This is a genomic window from Frankia sp. AgB1.9, from assembly GCF_016786355.1.
In the GTDB taxonomy this organism is placed as follows: domain Bacteria; phylum Actinomycetota; class Actinomycetes; order Frankiales; family Frankiaceae; genus Pseudofrankia.
Map to the genome: position 1 here is coordinate 65,229 of NZ_JADWYX010000011.1, position 21,169 is coordinate 86,397.

Annotated in this window: 20 protein-coding genes; 16 read left to right on the forward strand and 4 right to left on the reverse strand. The window is 70.8% G+C overall.

Going from position 1 to position 21,169, the window contains the following annotated elements; all coding sequences use genetic code 11:
- The first annotated feature begins 136 nt into the window (after positions 1-136).
- On the forward strand, positions 137-1,258 hold the full coding sequence (locus tag I6A60_RS43910) for a hypothetical protein (protein ID WP_203013670.1): 1,122 nt from the start codon (positions 137-139) through the stop codon (positions 1,256-1,258).
- A 34-nt stretch (positions 1,259-1,292) separates the two neighbouring features.
- Here I6A60_RS43910 and I6A60_RS06060 read toward each other — a convergent pair whose 3' ends face one another.
- Positions 1,293-1,571 (reverse strand): anti-sigma factor, encoded by a 279-nt coding sequence (locus I6A60_RS06060; RefSeq protein ID WP_203013672.1) that lies wholly within the window; start codon positions 1,569-1,571, stop codon positions 1,293-1,295.
- A complete protein-coding gene (locus I6A60_RS06065; RefSeq protein ID WP_203013674.1) occupies positions 1,568-2,233 on the reverse strand; it encodes an RNA polymerase sigma factor in 666 nt (221 codons plus the stop codon). Before I6A60_RS06065 ends, I6A60_RS06060 begins: the two co-directional genes overlap by 4 nt.
- A gap of 206 nt (positions 2,234-2,439) precedes the next feature.
- Here I6A60_RS06065 and I6A60_RS06070 point away from each other — a divergent pair, with 206 nt between their 5' ends.
- The 3 genes from I6A60_RS06070 (at position 2,440) to I6A60_RS06080 (ending at position 7,026) form a co-directional block, all read left to right on the forward strand.
- The gene (locus I6A60_RS06070; protein ID WP_203013677.1) at positions 2,440-4,194 is read left to right on the forward strand and encodes a glutamate synthase-related protein; all 1,755 of its coding nucleotides are present in this window, start codon (positions 2,440-2,442) and stop codon (positions 4,192-4,194) included.
- Positions 4,195-4,283: 89 nt separating this feature from the next.
- The gene (locus I6A60_RS06075) at positions 4,284-6,263 is read left to right on the forward strand and encodes a thiamine pyrophosphate-binding protein (RefSeq protein WP_203013719.1); all 1,980 of its coding nucleotides are present in this window, start codon (positions 4,284-4,286) and stop codon (positions 6,261-6,263) included.
- Between the two features lie 49 nt (positions 6,264-6,312).
- Complete coding sequence (locus I6A60_RS06080; protein WP_203013721.1) at positions 6,313-7,026, forward strand: hypothetical protein; 714 nt, start codon at positions 6,313-6,315, stop codon at positions 7,024-7,026.
- Between the two features lie 54 nt (positions 7,027-7,080).
- Here I6A60_RS06080 and I6A60_RS06085 read toward each other — a convergent pair whose 3' ends face one another.
- Entirely contained in the window at positions 7,081-7,800 is a 720-nt protein-coding gene (locus I6A60_RS06085; RefSeq protein ID WP_203013743.1) for an SDR family NAD(P)-dependent oxidoreductase, read from the reverse strand.
- Between the two features lie 139 nt (positions 7,801-7,939).
- Here I6A60_RS06085 and I6A60_RS06090 point away from each other — a divergent pair, with 139 nt between their 5' ends.
- The 4 genes from I6A60_RS06090 (at position 7,940) to I6A60_RS06105 (ending at position 11,336) form a co-directional block, all read left to right on the forward strand.
- Positions 7,940-8,875 (forward strand): AraC family transcriptional regulator, encoded by a 936-nt coding sequence (locus tag I6A60_RS06090; RefSeq protein ID WP_203013745.1) that lies wholly within the window; start codon positions 7,940-7,942, stop codon positions 8,873-8,875.
- Between the two features lie 288 nt (positions 8,876-9,163).
- Positions 9,164-9,397 carry a hypothetical protein gene (locus tag I6A60_RS06095; RefSeq protein WP_203013748.1) on the forward strand — a complete coding sequence of 78 codons (234 nt, stop codon included), beginning with the start codon at positions 9,164-9,166 and terminating at the stop codon, positions 9,395-9,397.
- Positions 9,398-9,495: 98 nt separating this feature from the next.
- Positions 9,496-9,759, forward strand: coding sequence for an anti-sigma factor (locus I6A60_RS06100; RefSeq protein ID WP_203013750.1), 264 nt, complete (start codon positions 9,496-9,498; stop codon positions 9,757-9,759).
- A 254-nt stretch (positions 9,760-10,013) separates the two neighbouring features.
- Positions 10,014-11,336 carry an MFS transporter gene (locus tag I6A60_RS06105; protein ID WP_238434860.1) on the forward strand — a complete coding sequence of 441 codons (1,323 nt, stop codon included), beginning with the start codon at positions 10,014-10,016 and terminating at the stop codon, positions 11,334-11,336.
- 81 nt (positions 11,337-11,417) lie between these two features.
- On the opposite strand, the gene I6A60_RS06110 is transcribed toward I6A60_RS06105, so the two are convergent.
- Positions 11,418-12,041 carry a TetR/AcrR family transcriptional regulator gene (locus I6A60_RS06110; RefSeq protein ID WP_203013753.1) on the reverse strand — a complete coding sequence of 208 codons (624 nt, stop codon included), beginning with the start codon at positions 12,039-12,041 and terminating at the stop codon, positions 11,418-11,420.
- A 109-nt stretch (positions 12,042-12,150) separates the two neighbouring features.
- Here I6A60_RS06110 and I6A60_RS06115 point away from each other — a divergent pair, with 109 nt between their 5' ends.
- The 8 genes from I6A60_RS06115 to I6A60_RS06150 all read left to right on the forward strand — a co-directional run bounded on the left by I6A60_RS06115 (position 12,151) and on the right by I6A60_RS06150 (position 21,098).
- A complete protein-coding gene (locus I6A60_RS06115) occupies positions 12,151-12,885 on the forward strand; it encodes an SDR family NAD(P)-dependent oxidoreductase (protein ID WP_203013756.1) in 735 nt (244 codons plus the stop codon).
- Positions 12,886-13,156: 271 nt separating this feature from the next.
- Complete coding sequence (locus tag I6A60_RS06120; RefSeq protein WP_238434861.1) at positions 13,157-14,299, forward strand: trans-acting enoyl reductase family protein; 1,143 nt, start codon at positions 13,157-13,159, stop codon at positions 14,297-14,299.
- A 313-nt stretch (positions 14,300-14,612) separates the two neighbouring features.
- Positions 14,613-15,458 carry a phosphatase PAP2 family protein gene (locus I6A60_RS06125; RefSeq protein ID WP_203013758.1) on the forward strand — a complete coding sequence of 282 codons (846 nt, stop codon included), beginning with the start codon at positions 14,613-14,615 and terminating at the stop codon, positions 15,456-15,458.
- Positions 15,459-15,543: 85 nt separating this feature from the next.
- A complete protein-coding gene (locus I6A60_RS06130; protein WP_203013761.1) occupies positions 15,544-16,677 on the forward strand; it encodes a pentapeptide repeat-containing protein in 1,134 nt (377 codons plus the stop codon).
- Positions 16,678-16,824: 147 nt separating this feature from the next.
- Positions 16,825-18,669, forward strand: coding sequence for a hypothetical protein (locus I6A60_RS06135; RefSeq protein ID WP_307873546.1), 1,845 nt, complete (start codon positions 16,825-16,827; stop codon positions 18,667-18,669).
- Positions 18,666-19,232, forward strand: coding sequence for a hypothetical protein (locus I6A60_RS06140; RefSeq protein WP_238434862.1), 567 nt, complete (start codon positions 18,666-18,668; stop codon positions 19,230-19,232). Before I6A60_RS06135 ends, I6A60_RS06140 begins: the two co-directional genes overlap by 4 nt.
- 70 nt (positions 19,233-19,302) lie before the next feature.
- Complete coding sequence (locus I6A60_RS06145; RefSeq protein WP_238434863.1) at positions 19,303-20,169, forward strand: glycosyltransferase family 2 protein; 867 nt, start codon at positions 19,303-19,305, stop codon at positions 20,167-20,169.
- 452 nt (positions 20,170-20,621) lie between these two features.
- On the forward strand, positions 20,622-21,098 hold the full coding sequence (locus tag I6A60_RS06150; RefSeq protein WP_203013767.1) for a hypothetical protein: 477 nt from the start codon (positions 20,622-20,624) through the stop codon (positions 21,096-21,098).
- Positions 21,099-21,169 lie beyond the last annotated feature (71 nt).

Below are 21,169 nucleotides of genomic sequence, written 5' to 3' on the forward strand. Positions count from 1 at the left end.
TCCCGGTATGCGCGCTAGGGCCGGCGGTTCGTGGGTGGCAGTTGGACTGCTTGTCCCCGTGCTCTGTCTCGGGGCGGGGTGCGCGGCGGGTGGCGGCAGCGCTGGTGGGACCGCCGTCCCGTCCAAGGCGGCCACGGTGCCGGCTTCGACCACCGCGTTGCCGCCTGGTGCGGCTTCGGCTCTGCCCACGTCGATGGGCCCGTCGCCGAGCCTGTCCGTGTCGCCCAGCGCTACTCACCTGCCCGGTGCCTCCGCCTCGACTCAGCCCGGCGCCGCCCCCGGCGGAAATCTGGTCGCTGGCAACCCAGCGGGGAGGGCGGCGGTCCCGGCCACGGCGGCGACCGTCGACACCTCGCACCCGACCCGGGTCGTCGGTAGCGGTACGCCGGCGAGCTGCACCTCGGCCGCCGTGGTGGCCGCCGTCGCGGCCGGCGGGGTCATCACCTTCAGCTGCGGCCCGAATCCGGTCACCATCACGATGACCGCCACCGCCAGAGTGGTGAACGCGGCCGCTCCCCAGGTGGTCATCGACGGCGGCGGTCTGGTGACTCTCAATGGGGCAGGCCGCCATCGCATTCTTTACATGGACACCTGCGACAAGGCTCAGGGCTGGACCACCTCGCACTGCGACGACCAGGAAACGCCGAGCCTGACCGTGCAGAACCTGACCTTCGCGAACGGCAACTCGACCGGCGACACGGCCGAGGGCGGCGGTGGTGGCGCGATCCTGGTGCGCGGCGGCCAGTTCAAGATCGTGCATTCGGCGTTCGTCGCCAATACCTGCGACTCGACCGGCCCCGACCTCGGCGGCGCCGCGGTTCGGGTACTCGACCAGTACCAGGACCGGCCCGTGTACGTCGTCAGCAGCACCTTCACCGGGGGTTCGTGTTCGAACGGCGGCGCGCTGAGCAGCATCGGCGTCTCCTGGACGGTGCTCAACAGCGTCTTCCGGAACAACAAGGCCATCGGGCGCGGCGCGAACCCGGCGAGTTCCGGCACCCCCGGCGGCGGCAGCGGTGGCGCCATCTACAACGACGGCAACCAGATGGCGCTGCGGATCGCGGGCAGCATCATCGAGAACAACAGCGCGGTCGAGGGCGGCGGCGGCGTCTTCTTCGTCAGCAACAACAAGACCGGAACCCTCGTGATCGAGAACTCGACCCTGCGCGGCAACCCGAGCGCCGGCTTCGAGACCAGCCCGGGCATCTACTTCAACAGCTCGGGCAAACCATCCGTCACCGGCTCGACGATCTCCTGACACCGGCGCCGACGGGCGCGCGACCGCCGGCTCACTACGGACCAGTTGTCGGTGACTCGTCAGGTCGCTCGGCCTTCCATCCCCGGAAGGCGGTGAGCAGTTTGTCGCGCATGTCCGGTCGCAGCTCGCCCTGCTGGAGCGTGCCGGCCAGCCGGACGGTGTCACGCATCTGCTCGACGTAGGCGTCACAGCCGTCGCACAGCTCGAGGTGTTCGGTGAACCGTCGGTGGGTGTCCGCGTCCAGCGCTCCTTCGAGGTAGTCGGTGACGATCTCGACGAGCTCGTCGCAGTCGATCTCCAGGCCGCGGGTCATGCCTGTGCCTCGTTCATGTAGTCCTCCAGCACCTGCCGCAGCCTGGCCCGCCCGCGGTGCAGCAGCACTCGCTGGTTGCCTGGCTCGATGTCGAGCAGCGCGCAGACCTCGTCGGCGTCCAGCCCCTGTACGTCGCGCAGGTGCACGACGGTGCGCTGCCGGGGCGGCAGTGCGTCGAGGGCGGCGCGCAGCCGGGTGCGGACCTCGTGCGACAGCAGGGCCGGCTCGGGCAGATCCCAGGCCCGCGGCGCGGTCGCCCAGTGACCAGGCCACTCGTCGCCAGGTGGGCGGAACCGGCTGGGGTCGACCGTCGGGCCGGTCTCATCCTCGGGGAAGGCACTGCTGAACGGGACGCTGCGGCGCTCGCGCACGCCCCGGCTCCGGGCGATATTGAGCAGGATGGCGAACACCCAGGTTCGTAGGCTGGACCGGCCCTCGAACCGGTCGAGGCCGGTCAGCACGGCCAGCCACGTCTCCTGCACGACCTCCTCGGCCACGGTCCGGCTGGGCACATGGCCCGCCGCGACCGCCAGCATCGCCGGTGCCATCCGGTCGACCAGGTCCGCGAAGGCCGCCTCGTCGCCGGACCGCAGCGCCTGAACGACGCGGGCGTCCTCGGTGCTCGGAGCCGAGCTGGCCGGCGCAGTCCCTCGAACCTCCACGAAACGGAACCTAGGGGGCGCCGGGCCGCACCACAATCTCCCGCGCCCACCGAGCCGAGCGAGATTGTGGCGCGGCCACGGGCGACGCCAGCCGGCGCTGCCTCGCGACGGTCGTTCGCGCGACGTTGTGTGGGGGTCCGTGTAACGCCTGGCCTTCTGTGGCGACTGTGCTGGCGTCCGAGTAGCGCGGTGACGGGGAGGCCCGGATGACGGGTGTGGAGATGGTCGTCGAAGCGGCGGCGGTCGACGAGGCCGCGGGCGGTGCGCCGTGGGAGATCGTGGTTGCCGACTGGGCGGCGCTGCCGGCGCGGGAGCCCGTCCGGGCGGTGGTGGACGGCCTCGACCTGGTGGTGGTGCGTCTGCGCCCGGATGGCCCGGGGAGCGGCCCGCCAAGTGTCCTCGGCGCGGACGGCACCGACGGGCCTGACGGTGCCCAGCTGGCCGACGAGGCCGTGGCGGTTTTCGAGGGGCGTTGCCCGCACCGCGGCGCGCTCCTGGCCGACGGCCGGATCGAGGGGCACAGCATCGTGTGCGGCGTGCACGGCTGGGACTTCCGGCTGGACACCGGGCTGAGTGACTACGACCCTTCGCAGCGGCTGCACCGCTTCCCGGCTCGGGTGCGCGCGGACGGGATGGTAGTGGTCGACCGGCGCGAGCTGGCCGCCTACCGGGCGGTGAAACCGCAGACGGCGGTGACCGATGTGTACGCCCGGCTGTTCGTCGACCCGCACCAGGCCAGTGCGGAGGAGCCGTACGTCGGGGAGATCCATGAGCTGGCGGCGGACGGGCTGACCAGGCTGGGTCACCACGGCCGGACGGCGGCGATGGGCATACCACGGACCGAGCTGCCGAAATGGGAGGACCTGCAGATCCTCACCGCGCAGCTGTCCCGCTTTCCGCTGCTGGACGACGAACCGGTCGGCACCGACGTGGTGATCGGGCCAGGAGCGGCGCGGCCGTTGCGGCTGGACATTCCGCTGTTCGTCTCCGACATGAGCTTCGGTGCGCTGTCCGCCGAGGCCAAACGAGCGCTGGCTACCGGCGCGGAGGCGGCCGGGACCGCGATCTGCTCGGGCGAGGGCGGGATGCTGCCGGAGGAGCAGCAGGCCTGCTCCCGATATCTCTACGAGCTGGCGTCGGCGCGGTTCGGCTGGGACGAGGCGCACCTGGCGCGGGTGCAGGCGCTGCACCTCAAGCTCGGGCAGGGCGCGAAGACCGGCACCGGCGGCCATCTGCCAGGCCACAAGGTCACCGGCCGGATCGCGCAGGTCCGCGGGCTGCCGGAGGGCCAGCCGGCGATCTCGCCGGCCCGGTTCCCGGACTGGCGCTCGCTGGATGACGCGCGCGACCTGGTGAACCGGGTGCGCGAGGTCTCCGGGGGCATCCCGGTCGGGGTGAAGATGTCCGCGCAGCACGTCGAGTCCGACCTGGACGCCGCGCTGTCGCTTGGCGTGGACTACGTGATCCTCGACGGCCGGGGTGGCGGTACCGGCGCCGCACCGACGATCTTCCGAGACAACATCAGCGTACCGTCGATGGCGGCGCTGGCCCGGGCCCGCCGCCATCTCGACCGGGTCGGCGCGGACCAGGTCAGCCTGGTCGCGACCGGCGGGCTGCGCCGGCCAGCGGACTTCGTCAAGGCACTCGCGCTGGGCGCGGACGCCGTGGCCGTCTCGAACTCCGCGCTGCAGGCCATCGGATGCGTGGGAATGCGCGCCTGCCACACCGACAACTGCCCGATGGGCATCGCGACCCAGAAGCCGCATCTGCGGGCCCGGCTGCCGGTCGAGCGGGCCGCCGGCCAGCTGGCCCGGTTCCTGACGTCATCCGTCGAGCTGATGGCGGTACTGGCCAGGGCATGCGGCCACCGGCACCTGTCCGGGTTCAGCGCTGAGGACCTGACGAGCTTCAAGAGGGACGTGGCCGACCTGGTCGGAGTCGCCTACGCCGGCGTCCGCTGACGCCCCGCCGCCGGCACCCCACGCCGCTCCGTCGCACCCTTCTCCCTCCTCCTTCTTCTTTTCCCACATCGCATCGAAAGGCGGCCGCGATGAGCGCGAGCCCGGCCCCGACCACGACTGACAGCCCTCGTCCGGCCGCCGACGGGTGGCACCGGCTCGAACCGGCCGACCTCCCGGCGGACGGTCGCGTACGCACCGCGGTGGTCGACGGCCGTAGCGTCGCGCTGGCCCGCTGCGGCGGCCGGCTGTCGGCACTGGAGAACCGCTGCCCACACCAGGGCGGGCCGCTGGGCGAGGGATCGATCGAGAACGGGTGGCTGCGCTGTCCGTGGCACGGCTACGACTACGACCCGACCACCGGCAGGCCGCCGGCGGGCTTCACCGACGCGGCCACCGCCTACGAGGTCGACGAACGGCCCGACGCGAGCTACGTGAAGCTGCCGCCGCCCCGGGCAGCGGTACGCACGGTCAGCGACGTCCTGGTGGAGACGCTGGTCGCCTGGGGCGTGCGGCACGTGTTCGGCATGGTCGGCCATTCGAACCTGGGGTTCGCCGACGCGCTGCGCCGGGCCGAGGCCCGCGGCGAGCTCACCTACGTCGGCATCCGGCACGAGGGCGCGGCCGCGTTCGCCGCCAGCGCCTATGGAAAGCTCACCGGCCGGCCAGCGGTCTGCTTCGCCATAGCCGGCCCGGGCTCGACGAACCTGCTCACCGGCCTGTATGACGCCAAGCTCGACGGCGCCCCGGTGATCGCCATCTCCGGCCAGGTGCCGTCGAAGGTGCTCGGCCGCGGCGCCTTCCAGGACCTGGACCTGTCCGCCGTCTTCCGCGACGTGGCCGTGTCCACCACCACGGTGCAGGCGGGCTCCGACCACGCCGAACTAGCCGCCCTCGCGGTCAAGCACGCCCTCGACGGCCGCGGGGTCGCCCACCTTGTGCTGCCCGACGAGGTCCAGGTTGTCGGCTCGCGGGCCGAGGCGAACCGGCCCGACGGCCGCCTCTCCGAGCGGCGGGTCCTGCCTGCCGGCGCCGACGTGGAGCGGGCCGCGGGGCTGCTGCGCGCTGCTCGCCGGCCGGTGTTCATCGTCGGCCACGGCGCCACGCGGGCCCGGGAGCAGGTGCGGGCGCTCGCCGAACGGCTGGGGGCGCCGGTGCTCACCACCTTCCGCGCGAAGGGCCTCGTGCCCGACACGCATCCGCTCGGCGCCGGGGTGCTCGGCCGCAGCGGGACCCCGGTCGCCAGCTGGCTGATGAACACCTGCGACCTGCTCGTCGTGGCCGGCGCCTCGTTCTCCAACCACACCGGAATCGCGCCCTACAAGCCCGTCATCCAGATCGACGACGACCACGCCGCCATCGGCAGGTTCCAGAAGGTCGACGTCGGTCTGCTCGGCGACGCGGCACTCACCCTGGACGCCCTCGCCGATGCCCTCGGCGCGGCGCCGACGGCCGCCGTCGACCAGCGCGGCGACGTGGCCGAGCGCTGGCGGCTTTGGCGGGCGGAGAAGGCCCGTCGGGCCGGCGACGACCGTGGCCACGGCCTCAGCTCCGCCGCCGTGTTCGACGCGCTGTCCCGGCACACGCCGGTGGACGCCGTCATGACGGTCGACGTCGGCAACCACGCCTACTCGTTCGGCCGCTACTTCGAGTCCGCCGGCCAGCCGGTGCTGATGTCGGGCTACCTCGGCTCCATCGGCTTCGGCTACCCGGCGGCGCTTGGCGCCGCGCTGGCCGCGCCGGAGCGGCCAGTGGTCGCGGTCACCGGCGACGGCGGATTCGGCCAGTACCTGGCCGAGGTCACCACCGCCGTCAAGTACGGCATCGCCGTCAAACACGTCCTGCTCGACAACGGGACCCTCGGAAAGATCGGCAAGGAGCAGCTGGCCGAACAGTTCCCGGTCTGGCAAACCAGCCTGCACAACCCCGACTTCGCTGCCTATGCCCGGCTCTGTGGGGCGCAGGCCAGCTCCGTCAGCCGGCCCGACGAGCTGGACGACGCCATGGCCGCGCTGTTCACCGTCGACGGACCGGCCCTGGTGCACATCCGGACCGACGCCGACCTGCTCTGAGCGGGCGAGAACGACAATCAGCGACGACAGACAGGACTGTGGAGACCAGATGAGCGAGAACATCAGCCAGCACGCCGGTGTCGACGACACCTTCGTCCGTACCCGGGCGGCGCTGCACGCCGTCGCCGAGCACGTGCTGGCCGCCGCGCGGTACCGCGCGGCGGGCCGCATCGGTCTGGTCGTCACCCCGGGCGGGTTCGGTACGCCGACGTTCGGTGACGATGGGCGGGTCGTCGCGGTCGACGGCACCGACCTGGTCGTCAGGTCCGGCGGTACGGACGGGGCTTCGGCTGTGAGACGGGCGCCGCTGCGTACGTTGGCCGCGGCCGCGGCGCTCACCGGGCTGCCCGCCCCCGGAGGCCCGGCCGACGTCTACGACCTGAACACGCCGTGCGACCCGGACGCGGCGCTGGACGTCGACCCGGACGCGGCCCGCCGCCTCGCCGACTGGTACGCGCTCGGCGACGCGGCGCTGCGCCAGTGGTGCGCCGAGATCCCTGCCGACGAACCCAGCGACGTCACGCTCTGGCCCGAGCACGCTGACGTCGCGATCCGTGCCGCGGACATCAACTACGGCGCGTCGCCCGGCGACGAGTACGTCGCCGCTCCCTACCTCTACGTCGGCCCGCCGACGCCTCCGCCGCCCACCGAGGACGGATTCTGGAACGCACCCTTTGGGGCCTGTCTCACCTGGGACAAGGTGCACTCCGTCGCCGACGCCGTCGACTTCTTCCGGCAGGGCCGCCGAGACGCCCGCCGCTGACGGCAGGCGACTCGGCGGCGGCGGCCATGAGGGCGCGGGGGATGGCGGCGTCGGTCAGCCGGCGAGGGTGCGTTCGAGGGCGAGTGGGTCGCCAAGGTAGAGCGAGCCCGCTCCCGCGGAGGCGTCGTCGGGCCAGATCACTGTCTGCCCGGCGATGAGCCCGGCGACGATCCGTTCGGCGACGGTCTCGGGCGGGGCCTTGTCCGCCTCGACTCCGGCGAGCATGTCGGTGTCGATGCCGCCGGGGTAGGCGCCGACGACCTCGACGCCCTTGCCGCGTAGCTCGGCGCGCAGTGACTGGGTGATCGAGTGCGCGGCGGCCTTCGAGGCACAGTAGCCCGCCATGCCGGTCACCGGCGCCAGTGCGATCAGGGTGAGCACGTTGACGATCGAGCCCGGGGCGTTCGTGGTCAGGACCGGGGCGAAGGCCTGGCTCACCCGCAGCAGGCCGACGTAGTTGGTCAGCGCGTCACGCGTGAAGAGGTCCAGGTCCGCGTCCAGAGCGGTGCCGAACCCGAGCACGCCGGCGTTGTTGACCAGCAGGGTGACGTCCGCCGCTGCCTTGGCCGCGGCGTCCACGCTCGCCTGGTCGGTCACGTCCAGGGCCAGCGTGCTGACCCGTGGGCGGGCGCTCACGGCCGGGTCGACGGTGTGGGGGTCGCGCGCGGTGGCGTAGACCTTGCTGGCGCCGGCGTCCAGGAGGCGGTCGACCAGCCGGGCGCCCAAACCTCGGTTGGCGCCGGTCACCAAGGCAATGCTGCCGTCGACGTTCATGGTTGGCCTTCCGGTTGAAGTGTGGGACACGAAAACCGTATGGCGTTGCAGAGAGACAATCGATGCCAGAAAAGCTCAGATTCTTGTCTGAAAAACTCACAGGGCGAGGTGCAAGGTGCTCATCGGTAGGGTCCAGATCGTGGATCTGCTTGCCGATGTGCTGGACGTCGCCGGAGTGCGTGGCACCGTCGCCGCCACGGTGCACGCCGGCGACCCGTGGGGGCTGCGGCTGTTCGGGGTCTCGGCTGCCGCCTTCCACGCCGTGACGGCGGGCGCCGCCTGGCTGCGCCTCCCCGGAGAGCCGCCGCTGCGGCTCATGCCAGGCGACGTGGTGCTCCTGCCGACCGGTTCCGAACACGGGCTCGCGGGGGATCCGGACGGCCCGCTGGAGCCTTTCGACCATGCCGCGTCGAAGGCCGCACTCGCCGCCGGCGGCCGGCTCGACCTCGGGCCGCCGCCCGCGCGGACCAGGATCCTGTGCGCCTCCTACCGGCACGACCCGGTCGTGACGATCCCGCTGTTCACCCTGTTGCCCGAGGTGGTCCACGTGCCCGCGGGCGCACCGGGAGCCGGCCTGCTCGCCGACACCGTCCGGCTGCTGTCCGGCGAGCTCGCCGAGCCCGGGCCGGCCAGCACCACGCTGCTCGACCGGCTCGTCGACGTGCTGCTCATCCAGGTCCTGCGGGCGTGGCTGCGCGCCGAGCCCGCGTCGCCGTCGGTCTCCTGGCTGCGCGCCCTCAACGATCCGATCGTCAGCGCGGCCCTCACCGCGCTGCACGCCGACCCGGGCCGGGCCTGGACACTGCCCGCGCTCGCCGACCAGGTCGCCGTCTCCCGGGCCACCCTCGCCCGGCGTTTCCCCGCCCTCGTCGGCGAGACGCCAGCCGCCTACCTGACCCGCTGGCGCATGGACCTGGCCGCACGCCGACTGCGGGACACCGACGACCCGATCGACACCGTCGCCCGCTCCGTCGGCTACATCTCCGAGTACGCCTTCTCCCGCGCCTTCTCCCGTGACCGCGGCCTCCCGCCCGGCCGCTACCGCGCAAAGGCGCGCGGGAAGACCGTCCCATAGAGCGGGCCCTCCGGTGGCACCGCCCGCCAGTACCGCCGGCACCTGCGATCCCGGCGAATGACAGTGGCGCCTTGCCCGTAGCCAACGGCGACAGCCCTTCCGCCGCCGGCGAAAGCGAGGCGGGCAAATCCTTCCCGGCCACCACTCAGATCCTCGACTTCTTCAACGCACACCCCCGAACCGTGCGATGACCCGAAGTCGTCCGACAACCAGAGGGCTGTGTCGGACCTCGGCCCGCGTCCAAGAGCCAAGGCCGTAACGCCGGGCGGGTTCGCGGCACTGTTCCCCATGACCACGACGCGATCTGGCCCCCTGCCAACCGACCCGTGGCGGCTCGCCGGGCCGTCACCGCTGTTCTGCGACAACCTGCGCTTCTACCAGCGGCGGGGGTTCCGCTTTCGCGCGGTCGAACGCGACGCCTTCACGGAGGCGACGGGCTACCCGGCCGGCATCGTCATCGACGGTATCGAGCTGCGCGACCGAGTCTGGCTCGACCTGGCTCTGCCCGCTGCCGGCGCCTGACAGCGCCGCAGCGAGCCTGGTAACCAGCGGGTGTCACTGCACCGGGGACGGGCCATGCTCCGTCAGATGCTGGAGGACTACATGAGCGCGACGCGAGCGTGACCCGCGATCTGGAGATCGACTGCGACGAGCTCGTCGAGATCGTCACGGACTATCTCGAAGGCGCGCTGGACGCGGACGCGCGACGCCGTTTCACGGAGCATCTCGAGGTGTGTACGGACTGCGACGCCTACGTCGACCAGATGCGGGAAACCGTGCGGCTCACCGGCACCCTGACCGAGGATGACCTGCGGCCGGACATGCGCGACAAGCTGCTCGCGGCCTTTCGAGGCTGGGAGGCGGGCACCCCCCGGCTTCCCTGACGGCCGTCCCCGACCGTGCCACGGCGCGATCACCTGGTCGCTCGCGTCCAGGGCCAGGGCCAGCATGCCGCGGCGCAGCGGATGTGCGCGGCACGGCCGGCTGTGGTGTAACGGTTCGCGGCCCTCCGAGGACTTTGGTGGCGTCCACAGTCTGCGGAGGACCGGGAGGGCCGGATGACAGGCGCCAGCGATCCAGCCAGCTCGACCGTGTTGCCGGACCGGCTCGACGGCCGGGTGGACGCGGACAGCGGCCGATGAGCGACGCGGTGTCGGTGGCCCCGCTCCGGCTGGCCCGGCGGCTGGTGCCGTTGCAGGTCGCGGTGGGCCTGTCCGGCATGGTGCTGTGGGTTCCCGTCGAGAAGCTGTTCATGACGCAGATCGGGTTCACGCCACGGACCGTCGCGATCATGGCCGCCGCGTACGCCGCCGTCGTCCCGGTGCTGGAGGTGCCCTCGGGGATCCTCGCCGACCGCTGGAGCCGCAGCCGCCTCATGGCGTGCGCCAGCGTCGCGCTGCTTCTGAGCACGGTGTTCGGCGGCCTGAGCAGGAACGTGCCGACCTACATCGCCGCGGCCATGATCCTCGGCGTCTACTTCGCGCTCAGCTCTGGGACGGTGGACAGCATCGTCTACGACGTGGTGATGGAGGAGACCGGGTCGAGCGACGAGTACGAGACCTGGATCGGCCGCGTCAACATGGTCGAGAGCGGCTCGCTCGTGCTCAGCGCACTGGGCGGTGGGCTGATCGCGGGCTGGACCTCCACGCGGGTGACCTACTTCGCCACGCTTCCGTTCGTGGCGGCGTCGGCCGTCGCGTTCCTGCGCTTCACCGAGCCTCGGCTGCACCGCGCCGCCGAGCCCGTCGCGCTGCGCAGACAGGTGGCCGTCACGTACAACACGATGATCCGGATGCCGAATGTGCGCCAGGTGATGCTTCTGTCGGCGCTGACCGCGATGCTCGCGCAGGCGGTGTTCGAGTTCGGCCCGCTGTGGCTCGTCGCGCTGGCCGCTCCGGCGGCGCTGTTCGGCCCGTACTGGGCAGCGCTCGTCTCCACGCTTGGCATCGGCGGCTTTCTCACGGGCAAGCTGAACCTGGATAACCGCGCTGTGGTGGCCGGGCTCGCGCTGGCCACGCCGGCGGTCACGCTCGCCCTGACGCTGACCCGGTCACTCGCCGCGGTGATCGTCGCGCAGACACTGCTGGCGCTCCTCCTCGCGATCATCGGTATCCGGGCCGGCAAGCTGCTGCACGACGGTGTTCCCTCGACGATCCGGGCCGGCGTGTCCTCAGGCGCCGGCACCCTGTCCTGGCTGCTGTTCCTGCCGTTCTCCCTAACGTTCGGATGGTTCGCACACGCCCACGGAGTGCGCGCGGCGGGCTGGTTCCTGACCGGCGCGGCCGTCGCCGCCGCCGGGCTGCTTCTCGGCTCCGCCCGCCGCCACGCGGAGCCAGCCACAGCAGGCGTGTCCGCCGAGCTCGCCGGCGAGGACCTCGTCGAGCTGGTTACCGTGATCCCGCCACGCGCGACCTCCGATGTCGAGTGCCAAGGCGTCCACACGGCGACTCCTGACGCTTGAGTCTCGGTGACCGTCGAGTTATCCAAGCCGCCGGGCTCGACGGAACGGCGCTGGCTCGATTGCTGTCGGAGCCCTACGCGGTCAGGATTTCGTTCGTGCGGCGATGTGGTCGAGCATCGTGTCCAGCGCCACCTCCAGCGGTTTGACCTGGCGCTGGAGCTGCGTCAGCAGCAGGCCGCCCTGGAACGCGGCGAGTGTCGCGAGCGCGAGGTCGTCGGGATCACCGTCCAGGTCGCCGCGGGCGTGCATGGCGCGCAGGCCGTCGCGGATCGCCGACTCCCAGCGCAGGAACCCGGAGGCGACCGCGAGGCGTGCCTCCGGGTTGTTCTCCGCGACCTCGACGCCCAGCGAACCGATGGGACACCCGCCCCGGCACTGCTGGCGACGCTGGTAGTCGACCATCGCGTCCCGCCACCGGCGAAGGCCCGCGATGGTGTCCATCTGGTCGAAGTGCGGCTGTTGTAGGTCGAGGACCGCGCGAGTCTGGAACTCGATCACCGCGAGCAGCAGTGCCTGCTTGTCGGCGAAGTAGTGGTAGACCTGCGAACCGCTCACCCCCGCGGCGGCCCGGACGTCCTCCAGCGTCGCCTCGGTCAGGCCGCGTTCGTACATCAGTTGGGCGGCGGCGGCCACGATGCGCAGCCGGGTCTGCTCACCCTTGCGGGTCAGCACCCGGCCGTCCGGCCGTGCCGTTCTGGTGTCCACGTCCCGAGCCTAGCTCATTCTGGATTGGACAACCCATTTTTCCGTCTCCAGAGTGGGCCACGCAGCCCAATCCGGCTGCTCCTCGAACGGCCTTCGGAAGGACGCGACCATGGAACTGACCGGCAAGGTTGCTCTGATCACCGGTTCGACCGCGGGCATCGGCAGGGAGTCCGCCCGGCTGCTCGCGGCCGAAGGCGCCGACGTCGTCGTCACAGGACGAGACGTACAGCGAGGCGACGCGACCGTGGAGTCGATCAAGGCTGATGGCGGGTCGGCGCGATTCGTCGCGGCCGACCTGACCGACCTGGCGTCCCTGCGTGCCCTCGCCGCCGCGGCGGGCCCCGTGGACATCCTGGTGAACAATGCCGCGATCTTCCCCGGAGCCCTGACCGTCTCCCAGGACGTCGAGTCGTTCGACGCCACGCTCGCCGCCAACATCCGCGCGCCCTACTTCCTGACCGCGGCCCTCGCGCCAGCCATGATCGCAAAGGGCTCCGGAAGCATCATCAACGTCAGCACCATGGCTGCCCGGGTCGGTATGCCAGGACTGTCCGCGTACAGCGCGACCAAGGCGGCACTGGAGTCGCTGACCCGCACCTGGGCCGCCGAGTTCAGCCCCGCCGGAGTACGCGTCAACACCGTCGCCCCCGGCCCGACCCGCACCGACATGGTGCTCACCAACATGGGCGAAGAAGGCGCCAACCAGGTCGCCAAGACCACGCTGCTGGGCCGGCTGGCGTCGCCACGCGAGATCGCCGAGGTCATCCTCTTCGTCGCCACCAACCGCGCGAGCTTCATCACCGGCGCCACCATCCCCGTCGACGCGGGCCGCACCGCGATCTAGTCCCGCTCCTGGCAAGATTTGCCCCGCCCCAAAACCGGCAAGATCGCCGTTTTAGCCCTCAGGTGGCTGTAACCGGGGCGGTTTCACAACCACTTGAGGGCCGAAACGGCGATCAAGCCAGCCGGGCCGACCTTGCCGGGCTCGGCATTGGTCCCGAACTGCGCGGACGGTCTCCCCGACCGGGCACGGACAGGTCATGGCACGGTCAGGGCCTCGGTACGGGGGCGAGTCGGAGTCGCTCCCGCGTCCGGGGGCCGTACCGTTTGTGGGCATGAGCGGACGCATTGTGGTGTTCGGCGCCACCGGCTATACCGGCCGGCTCGTGACCGCGGAGCTGGTCGCGGCGGGGCACCGTCCGGTGGTCGCGGGGCGCGACCGGGCGCGGGTCGACGCGCTGCGCGCCCGCCACGGCGACCTGCCCGGCGCTCTTGCCGACGCGGCCGACCCTGACTCGGTGCGCCGGCTGGTCGGGCCTGGCGACGTCCTGGTCGCCACGGTGGGCCCGTTCACCCGGTTCGGCCGGCCCGCCGTCGACGCGGCGATCGCGGCCGGGGCGCACTACCTGGACAGCAGCGGCGAGGCCGACTTCCTGCGCCAGGTCTATGAGGACGCGGGCCCGCGGGCCGAACGCGCCGGCGTCGTGCTGCTGCCGGCGTCCGGGTTCGACTGCGTGCCCGGCAATCTGGCCGGCGCGCTCGCGCTGCGCGACGCCGGCGAGGAGGCCCGCCGGGTCGACATCGCCTACCAGGTCGTTCCCCCGGGCGGACGGCTGCACCGCCTCGGGATCAGCAGCGGGACGAGGGCGACGATGCTGACGTCCGCGTTCGGCCCGGTCGAGGCGCTGCGGGCTGGCCGGCTCGTCACCCTTCCCTTCGGGCGCGAAGTGCGGGCCTTTCAACAAGACAGGTCGGTCTTGAGGGGCGTGCTGTGGGCGGGCACCGAGGCGCGCACGCTTCCCCGGGTCGCGCCGCGGCTCACCGACGTCACGACTTACATGGTTGCGGGCGCCGGGCCGGCCCGACTGGCACGGGCCGCGTCCTACCCGCTCGCGACGCTGTCCCGGCTGCGCGCCTTCAACCGGCTGACGGGCCTGGTGGCGGCGCCGGCGCTGCGGGTCACCGGACGCGGGCCGGATCCGGCGGCCCAGGCCGCCACCAGCACCGTCGTGCTCGCCGCCGTGGCCGATGCCACCGGCCGACAACTGGCCACGGTCCGTCTGCAGGGTGTGGACCCCTACGTCTTCACCGGCCGGATCATGGCCTGGATCGCCGGCCAGCTGGCGTCCGGCACAGTGACCGGGCATGGCGCGCTCGGCCCGGTGGAAGCCTTCGGCGTCGACGAGCTCGAACACGCCGTCGCGGCGGCCGGCCTACGCCGCGCGGGCCAGTCCGGAGCCAGCTCCGGATCCAGTTAGGCGGTCAGCTGCGGACAAAAGCCGGCCAGGTCGCCCGCGAGGGCGACCGCAACCTGCGCCGAGGACAGCGATGCTCGTGGCGGGGAGACCCCTGGCCACGGCAGTCCCGCGTGCGATGACGCCGGCCTGAGATTGGCATCCCGGCCGCCTCTGTCGCAGGACCTGTCGGGACGGTGCCGCACTACTGTCGGCGGAGTGAACGGAATGTGTACGGCCATGGCCCGCCGTCAATTGCCGGCGTCGGCCCAGGCTCTGGACGCCGCACCGTGCCCTGTCCGCCAGGGCCCTACCTGCGCCCGCCGCTGTGAGTGGCATGGCTGAGCTGGCGGGACCGTCGAGAGCGCCCGGTCCTCGCCGGGTATCGCTGCGGCAGGTGTGGGCCTGGCTGTCGTTCGAGAACGCGACGGCGCGTCGCAGCCGCTTCCTGGCGGTGCATCTGGCCCTCGAGACACTCCTCATCATCGTCGGCTTCCAGCTGTATTCGATCATCGCTGACCACGCGCCTCGCCACGCCCAGCAGGCACTGGGGCGCACCGACCGGGTGTTGCGGGCCGAGCGCGCGGTCCACCTGTCCCCGGAATTGTGGGTGAACACGTGGTGGGCGCGTTCTCAGCTTCGGGAGGCGGTCGGGAACTACTACTACGACGGTCCGCACTTCATCGTCACTGCCTTGGTGCTGACGCTGTTGTTGGTGTTACGCCCCCACCAGTACCGGCGGTACCGGGATGTTCTGTTCGTCGCGAGTCTGCTGGCGCTGGTCGTCTTCTGGCTCTGCCCGGTCGGACCGCCGCGACTGCTGCCGTCGGCCGGGTTCGTCGACACGGTCGCGAGGGTGCAGACATTCGGCGCAGGTGGACAGCATGGGATTACCTCCGCGGAGAATCCTTTCGCCGCGATGCCGTCGCTGCACGTCGGCTGGGCGCTGTGGGTGGCGATGGCGAGTCGCGCACTCACGGACAACAGGTTGCTGCGTGCCCTGGCGTGGTGTTATCCGGCCCTCACCACCTTCGTCGTGATGGCGACGGGAAATCATCTTCTGGCGGACGCTGCCGCGGCCGCGGTTCTCCTGCCGCTGTCGAGCGCGCTGGTGCGTGTCAGCCTCGGCGCGAGAGAATCGACGTCCCGCGAGCTGGCTCGGCGCGAGGTCGCCAACGAGTGAAGGGCGGCCTGCGCTCGGTCGATGGTCTGGTGGTCAACCCCGTCGGTGTGTTCGGAAGATCGATCGTGGCTGCGATGATCGACCGATGAGGTGGACGACTGACGACTTCCGCGTCGGCTACAGCCAGTACTACCTGTGCGACTACAACGTGATCCCCGAGAGTGTGGGCCTGGGCCAGGCCTTTCAGGGGAACTCGCTTGTCGGGGCGGGCGGCGGCCACCTGGCCGTGGTCTGCGGGACCCATTTCGGCCGGATCCGGATCACCGTCGAGGTCCGCGACGACGAACCCGCGGCTGCCTTCGACGGCTGGGCCATGGCCGTGGACGTCAGCCATCACAGCAATACGGGCCGAACCTGGCTCGGCGACATGGACACGGGCGGGCCGCCCGAGCTGTGGAACCTGACGCCTGGCGGCCCTGGTTGGTACCGGGTCCGCGTCCGGGCGAGGGGACGCGACGCCGCGCGGGCCGCCGGTACCGCCTGCTTCAACGCTGACCCGCCGATCGAGGAACACGCGGTGAGCATCTGGCCGGCGCCGCCCGCGCCCGAGGTCGTCCACCGCTCCGAGGACGAGATCGCCGGCGGCCCGCGGCCAGCCCCTGGCGGTCCACTACCCGTCTTCTACCCCGAATGCCGGGCGGGCTGGGCGCCGCCACCCGCGAGCGATGAGCCCACGGAACTGGTACCGCAACGCGTCGAGAAGATCATCGATTGGACCATCGGCCACTACCCCGGGGCCCAACTCGTCGGCGCGCGCCTCGCCGGCCGGGACCTGACGTTCGCCAACTTCATGGCGGCCCGCCTCACGGGCGCGGATCTCACCGGCTCGATACTCGCCAATACGAAGCTCACCGCCACCGACCTCGCCGGAGCGCGCCTGTCCCAGGCCAACCTCGACGGAGCGGACCTCGCCAACGCCAATCTGACAGGCGCCCGGCTCGACGACGCCGTCCTGACCGGTGTCCATCTCGGCGAGGCTCGTCTCGCCGGCGCGGTCCTCACACGCGCGAACCTCCACCGGGCCAATCTCGTCGGCGCGGACCTCACCGGCGCAGACCTGACCGGGGTGCGACTCGACGGCGTCCGCTGGTCCGACTCCCCGGACTGGCCGGAGACGACCCACTGGCCGACTCCAGCGCTGACCCGGCACATCCGGGCCCATTCCGATCCGTCCCCGATCAGGCCGACAGACCTCACCGTCCGCGCACTCACCCTCTGACAGCCGAGAAACCACCTCGCGGATCACCGGCACACCCGCCGTCGTCGGCCCAGGGGCGCAGCCGCCAAACGCTGAGTGCACGGTCGCCGTCCGCATAGGTGGCGAACGGCGAGCGGTCTGTGTCGGAGCGTGTCAAGATGGCTGCTCGTGTCCCCTGGACCCGGGAGGCCCGTCCGCGGGCTGCGCGCTGGACGCCGGGCGGCCGTTCAGGCCGCGCTGGTCACGCTGTTCACCGCTACCGCGATCATCCTCGCGGAGCGCGGAACCGATGTTCCGAAGGACAAGGCGGACGTCCTGTGGCAGCTGGGCTTCGGCATCTTCTCCACCGTGCTGACGGCGCACACGATTGTGTTCGCGGTGAGTGCCGACGCCGAGTCGGTGTGGCCATCGTTCCTCGATGTCGTCGTTGCGATCTCTCTGCCGGAATGGCTGGTCGTCGGGTTCGCGTCGATCCTGGTCTCCTCGGCCGGTGACATCGGGGGGAATCCCGGGGTCATCAACGCGGGGCTGGCACTGGTCGCGATCCAGTCGGTGCTCGGGATCTATACGTTGCTGAAGTCGTTACAGGCGCTCGGCGGCGAGGGGCGGCGGCGTTTCCTCGCGACCTTGGCGACCAGGGATCTGCGGCGCGCGGCCCGGCGTGGCACTCCGGTCCGGCTGAAGAATCGGCACCTGATCCAGGATTTCCTGTCCGGCGTCGAGACGGCGATTGACCGGGGCGACGTCGCGAGCCTTTCGCAGCGGGCCACCGAGATCGGCATGTACTGCCGCGCTGACAGGGACCCGCGGGTGGTGCGCTGGCGGCTGGTGCTGCTGACCTACCTGGTTGAGCGGATCGGCCGGGCTGTGCTATATGACAACCTGACCGGCGACGCGGCCCGGGTCGCGTTGCCGCAGTTGATCGATGGGACGTTGCAGTCGAGCTACCGGCTCGCCGAGCTCACGCTGCCCGCCGCTGCGGCCGACCCGCAGGTCCGGGTGACCGAGTTGGAGGCCGCGGTCAGCCTCGGCCAGGTGTGCCGGGTGATTGGCTGGCTGCAGCAGGCCGCGCACGAGCTTCTCCAGCAGGACCCACACAACGTCGGCGCCCGGCAGATCGTCGCGTCGGTCCAGTCCGGCCGTAAACGGATCGTGCAGTTCGTCGACCCGGACCCGCCCGGGTTCTTTCGCGACCATGGCGATCCTTGGCCGGCAGGGCTCAGCGATCCCCGGGCGTTGCTGGTCTGGCTGTCGGCGCTGTGCGAGTTCGGTGGTTCCTGGGTCGGCAGTGGGCTGTACATCCTCGCCGAGGTGCTGACGGGGGAGAAGTTCTACGGCAACTACTGGCACGGTGACTGCGTGCTGAGTGAGATCGAGCGGCGTATTGGCCAGTTTGGCGAACGTCAGCACCGCCGGACCGGCCCGATGGTCGAGGAGACGCTTCGGGTCTGCGGCGGGCTGAATGCGGTGTCACTCGAACTCGCGGCGACGGTGATCGGGGGGCTGCGGAACTGGCGGTTCACCCCGCCGCCTGGTTACGAACAGGACCCGGCGTTCTCCACCGACCGCCGCTACCTGAAGTCCCAACTGTCGATGTTCTCCACCCACGACTGCCTGCCCGACGCCGAGGCCGCGTTCGACTGGCTCGCGCGCACGTTGTCTGACCTGCCTTCCGAGCCGTCGTTGTGGCGGCTGGTGCACGCTGACTCAGCACGCTGGGGGCTGACCGAGAGCCTCGAAATGTATGGCCCGGCGGATCGTCCTGCCGCGGCAGTGCTGACGGCGCTCGTCCGGCTGCTGACACACCGGCCGGCCGAGGCACGCCGCCTCGCAGACCTGTTGCCACTGCCGATGCTCAGCGGTGCGCTGCAACTCGCCCGGTTCAGCCTGACGAACGAGCCGGCCGCCGAACCGGTGATGCTGACCTGGTCTGAGGCTGGACACGCCCGGCTCGGCCCTCGTGAGGCCCAGGTCGGGGAACTCATGGGCATCCTGGAGGCGGTGATGCAATGACGACCGTGTCTGGGTCCCTGACCCTGGCCGCCTGGGAGCAGGCTCTAGAGCGTGTGACCTCGGCGCCGAACGTTCTTGTCATCCAGGTCGACCCGGCTTGGTTCACCGACCCGACCTGGGCCGCTGTGCGCGACCAGCTCGACCTCCTGCTGTTCCGGCGCACGCTCGGCGCCTCTGGCCCGTTTGCCCTGCGCCGGATGATGCTCTACGACCCGCCGAGCAACGTGGGCGGCGACGCCACCCGTTACCAGCTCGCCGCCGCTGAGCATGGTGAGTGGATTCGTCGCGTCCGACGTCAGCTCGCGGCTTGCGGCGCGGCTGGGAGTGCTGGCAAGGCCATGCCCGCCGGGCAGGACTACGAGATCCGCCAGCTCATCCTTGACCGTGTCGGCGCCGCCCCACCCCCACCGATCCCCGACGGCATCTGGTTCGGCAACGCCCCCGCATCAGCCACGACGGCCTGGGAGACACCAGGACTGATCCCGCTCGACCCTCACGAGGACCAGATCATCGGCCCGCACCGCGACCGCAACCCGCTCTGGCAGGGAGCTTTCCTTGACTGACATCCTCCCTGACGACGCCGCCACCGGCGAGAACGCCACCGACGCCGCGGCGCCCAAGATCGACCCTGCCTTGGGGCTCAACCTCGTGCCCACCCGCGAACTACAGGCACGCCGCCAGCCCGTCACCATCTGCATCCCGGCACATAACGAAGCCGAGACCATCACCGAGGTCGTCACCGAAAGCCGACGCGCTCTCGACCTGCTCGGCGCTGAGGGCGAGGTCATCGTCGTGGCGAGCGCCTGTGCCGACGACACCGCCCCCCTCGCCGATCAGGCCGGGGCGCGCGTCATCGAGTGCGGCATCGGGAAGGGCGTCGCTCTCAAAGCCGGCCTGGCCGCAGCGAAGGATGGCGTCATCGCCATGGTCGACGGCGACTTCCGCTACCACGGTCCCGAACCCATCGCGGCCACCCTGCTGCGGCCCATCCTCGCTGGCACCGCCGACGCCACCATCGCCGACCTCTACTGGCGACCCCTCTACCCGCAGCTCAACTACTACGGCTTCTTCGCCCCGCTCGCCGGACGGCTTTACCCCGAGATGCTCGCCAAGGTCGGGACCACTCCCTGGTCCGGCCAACGAGCCGCGAGCAGCGAGCTCTGGCAGATCGACCTGCCCGACGACTTCACGGTTGAGACGGTGATCAATCTGGCGTGGAACGACGCCCTCGCCCGCGTCCGCCCCGTCCTCGCCGACGACTGGACCAACCCACAGCGGCCAAAACCCGACCTGCTTGGTGCTGAACTGGAGTTCCTGCTTACCCACGCCGTGGGCACGGGCCGCCTCCGCGCCGAGCAGGAAGACTCAGTGCGTAGCTGGTTCGGACAGGTTCACGACCGGATGGCTGCCTACCGTCCAAGCGACGACGACCCGACGCAGTTCGAGACCACGCTCTTGCGGTTCAGCATCCAAACGCTGAGTTCCCTGCTTCAGGGCTGAAGGCGCCAGCTGCGGCCCGCGCGGCGATCAGTCGTCTGCTCCCAGCCCGGCCGTCGATGCGGCCGGTGCCCAAGGCATCAGCAGTGGCGATTACTCAACGTTGCCTTGAGCGGATCTCACCTGCGCGCATCTCACTCAGTGGGATTCAACGCTCTCAACCTGTGGTCAACGATCCGGAAATTGAAGGCCAACGGCGCGGTGAGCGCTCAATGGATGTCTGGTAGGCGACAGCTTAGCGCGCTTGCGTGACTCGCCCACGTCGTCAACCAGCGCTGTTCGGCAGTCCGCAGGCGCCGACCGTTGTCGCTACGCCCCGTAGTTGATGCGCGACGGCTACTCTTGTGTCGCACAGGCCATCCGGGAATCCCGTGGCCTTTGCGCTCGCTCACCTTCCGCTCGGAGTCGCGCTGCCACGCGGCCTTCTCGGCATTGTCATCGGGAGACGATGTCTCATGATCTTGTCCGCAAGAGCGCGCCAAGCACGTTTCACCATCTCCGTCGCCCTGGTTGTCGGTGCCGGCATCATGGTTCTGATGGTCGGCCACGGCCTCTGGTTCGCCGCGCCCGGCTATCTCGCCATCCTGCTCTTGGTCAGGCTCTCCATCTGGCCGTCGCTATGCAGCGCATATCGGACCCGCCCGAACGAGACAGAAGAATGCCATAACGCGGTGATCGGAAAGCTCGCTGGGTGCCGCTATCACCGCCTGAACAAGCGCAGAGATCTTCTCATCACGATCGCACCACGTCACCCAGCCTCGCCGTTTTCGACCGCGATGCGGCTTGTGCGACAACACGATCTCCCTGACGCCGGGGCGCTGCCGGCGCTTGCCCCTCGGGCGGTCACCTTCCGAAATGCGATGAGCATTTACTTGTTCGCGATCTTCGCAATCGTCGCAGCTGTCGGTGCTGTGCTCTATACATATTCCTAGTGAGTCAGATCGGGGGAGCTCAGGATGGCTGGCAGGCGAATAGGCGGACGCGGCGGGGGGAGCGACAAGGC

Excerpts from the sequence above, each read along its gene's own strand:
- I6A60_RS06140 (WP_238434862.1), top strand. The coding sequence starts at position 18,666 with ATGACGACCGTGTCTGGGTCCCTGACCCTGGCCGCCTGGGAGCAGGCT.
- I6A60_RS06130 (WP_203013761.1), top strand. The coding sequence starts at position 15,544 with ATGAGGTGGACGACTGACGACTTCCGCGTCGGCTACAGCCAGTACTAC.
- I6A60_RS06085 (WP_203013743.1), bottom strand. The coding sequence starts at position 7,800 with ATGAACGTCGACGGCAGCATTGCCTTGGTGACCGGCGCCAACCGAGGT.
- I6A60_RS06150 (WP_203013767.1), top strand. The coding sequence starts at position 20,622 with ATGATCTTGTCCGCAAGAGCGCGCCAAGCACGTTTCACCATCTCCGTC.
- I6A60_RS06060 (WP_203013672.1), bottom strand. The coding sequence starts at position 1,571 with ATGACCCGCGGCCTGGAGATCGACTGCGACGAGCTCGTCGAGATCGTC.
- I6A60_RS06080 (WP_203013721.1), top strand. The coding sequence starts at position 6,313 with ATGAGCGAGAACATCAGCCAGCACGCCGGTGTCGACGACACCTTCGTC.
- I6A60_RS06115 (WP_203013756.1), top strand. The coding sequence starts at position 12,151 with ATGGAACTGACCGGCAAGGTTGCTCTGATCACCGGTTCGACCGCGGGC.
- I6A60_RS06105 (WP_238434860.1), top strand. The coding sequence starts at position 10,014 with ATGAGCGACGCGGTGTCGGTGGCCCCGCTCCGGCTGGCCCGGCGGCTG.
- I6A60_RS06075 (WP_203013719.1), top strand. The coding sequence starts at position 4,284 with ATGAGCGCGAGCCCGGCCCCGACCACGACTGACAGCCCTCGTCCGGCC.
- I6A60_RS06120 (WP_238434861.1), top strand. The coding sequence starts at position 13,157 with ATGAGCGGACGCATTGTGGTGTTCGGCGCCACCGGCTATACCGGCCGG.
- I6A60_RS06095 (WP_203013748.1), top strand. The coding sequence starts at position 9,164 with ATGACCACGACGCGATCTGGCCCCCTGCCAACCGACCCGTGGCGGCTC.
- I6A60_RS06070 (WP_203013677.1), top strand. The coding sequence starts at position 2,440 with ATGACGGGTGTGGAGATGGTCGTCGAAGCGGCGGCGGTCGACGAGGCC.
- I6A60_RS06125 (WP_203013758.1), top strand. The coding sequence starts at position 14,613 with ATGGCTGAGCTGGCGGGACCGTCGAGAGCGCCCGGTCCTCGCCGGGTA.